This window comes from Pararhodobacter sp., assembly GCF_034676075.1.
Taxonomy (GTDB): domain Bacteria; phylum Pseudomonadota; class Alphaproteobacteria; order Rhodobacterales; family Rhodobacteraceae; genus Pararhodobacter.
The window spans coordinates 1-3596 of record NZ_JAUCCQ010000210.1 but is presented as its reverse complement, the minus strand read 5'-3'; the positions used below and the strand labels follow the sequence as shown (position 1 = coordinate 3596).

Here is a 3596-nt window from a genome sequence, read left to right as displayed (position 1 = left end):
GCCTCAGTCCCGCGGCACCACCGGCGCCTGCGGCTTCTTGCGGAAGCCGGAGGGCGTCATGCCCGCGTTCTTCTGGAAGGCGCGGGTGAAATAGCCGGCGGAATTGAAGCCCAGCATCTCGGCCACGTCCTTGACCGGCAGCCGCGTTTCGCTCAGCAGGCGCCGGGCCTCGAAGAGGATGCGGTCCTCCAGGATCTGATGCGCGCCCTTGCCCGAGGTGGCGCGGCAGACGCGGGTCAGGTGGGTCGGCGTCACGCCGAGCGCCTCGGCGTAATCCGCCACCGCCCGGTTCGAACGGAAATCGCGTTCCAGCAGCGCCGCATAGCGCGCCGCCAGCCGTTGCGCGGCGCCGGGGCGCTGCGGCAGGGTCTCCAGCGCGCGGTCGCGTTCCAGCTGCCGGTCGATCCAGACGCCCAGCAGCCCCAGATGGTGCTGCGCGGCCTTTTGCGAGCCCGAGCGGTGGCTTTCCAGCTCGCGCTGGATCGCCTCAAGAATCCCGGCCAGTTCCTTCTGGCTGACCGGATCGCGCGGCCGCAGGATCTGCGGCGTCGACGGCAGGTCGAGTCCGTGGTTGCGGCCGAAGAAGACCACCGAGCCCTGCACGCGGGGCGCGAAATCGAAGCCGTGCATGACGCCCGGCGGAATGAAGATCGTGTTGTTCGGCCCATAGGCGCGGGTCGATCCGGCGATGGTGATGCGGCCCTGTCCCTGGGTGAAGAACAGCAGAACCGGTTCGCGCAGCGAGCGCATCGCCTCGACCCGCCAGCGGCCACCGGCGGCCAGACGCGAGATCGGCGTCAGGCGCAGGCGCGAAGGGGTATCGGGAATGATCGTCATGGTTGTTCCGTGGCAGCGGATCTTCAGCCTAGGAAACCGCGACGACACAGAGGAAGGGGAATCACACGCGGACGTGAGCAAAGCCCGATTCCGAATCATTCCGTTGCAGGAATGTGACTCTGGACAAGTCAGGGGATAAGTACGGGAAACCATTGGGCCATGCGCTTGCGAAACCAGCTGCGCTGGCGCTTGGCATATTGCCGCGTGGCCAATGTTGCGGCGTCCCTGGCCTCATCCAACGACATCTGGCCCCGGAGATGGGCGATGAGCTCCGGGGCGCCGATGGCTTTTGTCCACAGGGGGGCGGTGGGCAGGGTCTGATCCGCGGGCCAGTGGGGCAGGGCGGCGCGGGCTTCGTCCAGGGCGCCCTGGGCCAGCATTGTTTCGAAGCGGGCATCGATTCGCGCGTTGAGCCAGTCGATTCGCGGCATCATCACCAGCCCGGTGGCCTGCGACAGCGGCAGGACCGGCGGCCCCGTCTCGGCCTGCCAGGCGGCGATGCCGCGGCCGGTGGCTTTCAGCACCTCCCAGGCGCGTTGCACCCGGGCGGGGTTCTGCGGGTCGAGGCGTACGCGGCTGTCGGGGTCCAGCTCGTCCAGCAGCGCGGCAAGGCCCTGCTCGGCAAGGCGTTGGTCGGCCTCGGCCCGGATCTCGGGCGGGGTCGGCGGGATTTCGGCCAAGCCCTCGGTCAGGGCCAGGAAATAGAGGCCGGTGCCGCCGACGATCACCGGGTTTTCCGCCAGCAGCGGCGTCACCTCGCGCAGCCAGTGGCCGACGGAATAGGCATCGTCGCGGCCGACATGGCCGTAAAGACGGTGCGGCGCCAACGCCTCGTCCTCGACCGGGGGGCGGGCGGTCAGCACGCGCCAGCTGTCATGCACCTGCAGCGCATCGGCGTTCACCACGCTGCGTCCCTGCGCCTGGGCGAGGTGCAAGGCCAGCGCCGATTTGCCGCTGGCGGTGGGGCCGGCGATCAGCACGGGGCGCGCGGGGTCGGGCAGGGGCAGGTCGGCGAACATGAGGTGGTGCGGGGCCGGATTGAGGCGTTGATCCTGCCGGGGTTTTCCGACATTTTGCGCGCGAATGTAACCACCCCCCTCAAACGCCCCAGGCCCTGCCTTCCGGCAGGGGCCGCGTGCTGCCAGGAAAGGCCCCGCCATGGATCGCAATCCCACCGTCTATCGCCGCGTGATGCTGAAGATTTCGGGCGAGGCCCTGATGGGCGACCAGGGTTACGGGTTGCACCCGCCGACCGTGGCCCGCATCGCCCAGGAAGTGAAGGCGGTTCACGACATGGGCGTCGAGATCTGCATGGTGATCGGCGGCGGCAACATCTTCCGCGGCCTCGCCGGCTCGGCCCAGGGGATGGAGCGGACCACGGCCGATTACATGGGGATGCTGGCTACGGTGATGAACGCGCTCGGCATGCAGTCGCAGCTGGAAGCGCTGGGGATCCACACCCGCGTGATCAGCGCCATCCCGATGGATCAGGTCTGCGAGCCCTATATCCGCCGCCGCGCCGTCCGCCACCTGGAGAAAAAGCGCGTCTGCATCTTCGCCGCGGGCACCGGCAACCCCTATTTCACCACCGATACGGCGGCGACGCTGCGCGCCTCGGAGATGGGCTGCGAAGGGGTGTTCAAGGGGACCAAGGTGGACGGCGTCTACGACAAGGACCCCAAGAAATTCCCCGATGCCGTGCGCTATGACGTCGTCAGCTACGACGAGGCGCTGGAGAAGAACCTCGGCGTGATGGACGCCACCGCGATTGCGCTCGCCCGGGACAACCAGCTGCCGATCATCGTCTTCTCGCTGGACGCGCCGGGCGGTTTCCGCTCGATCCTGGCGGGCGAGGGGACCTATACCCGCGTCTCGGGCTGAAATCAGAGCCCCTGCGGGTTGCCGGGTCTGAGGGCGATGACGCGGCCCCTCGGTTCGCCGGTCGCGGCGTCGCGCATTTCCCAGCCATCGGCGCCGGGCAGGACTTGCGTGCGGCCCGGCGGTAGGCCGGGCCATTGCGCCTCGTAACAATCGTCATTGAGTTTCCAGTGGCCTTTGCGGCGCGTGCCATCGGGCAGGCTGACGGCCGCGCTGCCATCCGCGCCGTAGAAGAAATAGGCCGTGCCCGTGGGGACGGCGATGTCGGCGGTGCGGCCGGTGAGCAGCGCGTCGAGATGCGAGCGGTCGTAGGGGGTGGACATGAAAGCCTCCGCGGTGAATATCGTCAGGGTGCATGACGAAATGGATTTAGTCAAGGTGCCTGACGAAATGGATCCCTTCCGGGTGCCGCATCTGGGCGCCGATCTGTGGGGCGCGGCCGAGGGCTGGCGGGACGAGATGCTGCGGCGGCTGGCGGGCGCGGGGTTCGAGGATCTGACGCCCGCGGACAGCGATCTGGTGGTGCTGATCGGGCCCGGGGGGCTGGGCCTGTCCGAGCTGGCGCGGCGGCGCGGCGTCTCGAAGCAGGCGGCGCAAGAGAAGGTGCGGGCGCTGGCCGCGCGGCAGTATGTGCGCCTCGATCCCGATCCGGCCGACCGGCGCGCGCTGAGGGTCTCGTTCGATGCGCGCGGGATGGCGATGATCGAGGCTCTGGTCACCATCAAGCAGGCAATGCAGGCTGAAGCCGAGGCACGGCTGGGGCCTGAGGGGGCGGCGAGCCTGCGGACTCTATTGGCGGGACTGCGCTGGCCCGGGGTCTGAGGCGTGCTTCACTTCCCGGTCAGCGCGCTATACAAAGTCCCGAGGAGGCCCTAAAACGC

Annotated in this window: 5 protein-coding genes; 2 read left to right on the top strand and 3 right to left on the bottom strand. The window is 68.7% G+C overall.

All coding sequences use genetic code 11. From position 1 onward, the window contains the following. Window positions 1–3 precede the first annotated feature (3 nt). Window positions 4–837 carry an AraC family transcriptional regulator gene (locus VDQ18_RS23225; protein WP_323023228.1) on the bottom strand — a complete coding sequence of 278 codons (834 nt, stop codon included), beginning with the start codon at window positions 835–837 and terminating at the stop codon, window positions 4–6. A 128-nt stretch (window positions 838–965) separates the two neighbouring features. Continuing rightward, the gene (gene miaA, locus VDQ18_RS23220) at window positions 966–1856 is read right to left on the bottom strand and encodes a tRNA (adenosine(37)-N6)-dimethylallyltransferase MiaA (RefSeq protein WP_323023227.1); all 891 of its coding nucleotides are present in this window, start codon (window positions 1854–1856) and stop codon (window positions 966–968) included. A gap of 139 nt (window positions 1857–1995) precedes the next feature. Here miaA and pyrH point away from each other — a divergent pair, with 139 nt between their 5' ends. After that, window positions 1996–2718, top strand: coding sequence for a UMP kinase (pyrH, locus tag VDQ18_RS23215; protein ID WP_323023226.1), 723 nt, complete (start codon window positions 1996–1998; stop codon window positions 2716–2718). Between the two features lie 2 nt (window positions 2719–2720). On the opposite strand, the gene VDQ18_RS23210 is transcribed toward pyrH, so the two are convergent. Then, a complete protein-coding gene (locus VDQ18_RS23210; RefSeq protein WP_323023225.1) occupies window positions 2721–3038 on the bottom strand; it encodes a hypothetical protein in 318 nt (105 codons plus the stop codon). On the opposite strand from VDQ18_RS23210, the gene VDQ18_RS23205 reads away from it, so the two are divergent. After that, window positions 3037–3537, top strand: a complete 501-nt coding sequence (locus tag VDQ18_RS23205; protein ID WP_323023224.1) for a MarR family winged helix-turn-helix transcriptional regulator — start codon at window positions 3037–3039, stop codon at window positions 3535–3537. The genes VDQ18_RS23210 and VDQ18_RS23205 overlap by 2 nt on opposite strands. Window positions 3538–3596: the final 59 nt, after the last annotated feature.

Bases quoted from the DNA above. Each gene is read 5' to 3' on its own strand.
- VDQ18_RS23225 (WP_323023228.1), bottom strand. From the start codon at position 837: ATGACGATCATTCCCGATACCCCTTCGCGCCTGCGCCTGACGCCGATC.
- miaA (WP_323023227.1), bottom strand. From the start codon at position 1,856: ATGTTCGCCGACCTGCCCCTGCCCGACCCCGCGCGCCCCGTGCTGATC.
- pyrH (WP_323023226.1), top strand. From the start codon at position 1,996: ATGGATCGCAATCCCACCGTCTATCGCCGCGTGATGCTGAAGATTTCG.
- VDQ18_RS23205 (WP_323023224.1), top strand. From the start codon at position 3,037: ATGAAAGCCTCCGCGGTGAATATCGTCAGGGTGCATGACGAAATGGAT.
- VDQ18_RS23210 (WP_323023225.1), bottom strand. From the start codon at position 3,038: ATGTCCACCCCCTACGACCGCTCGCATCTCGACGCGCTGCTCACCGGC.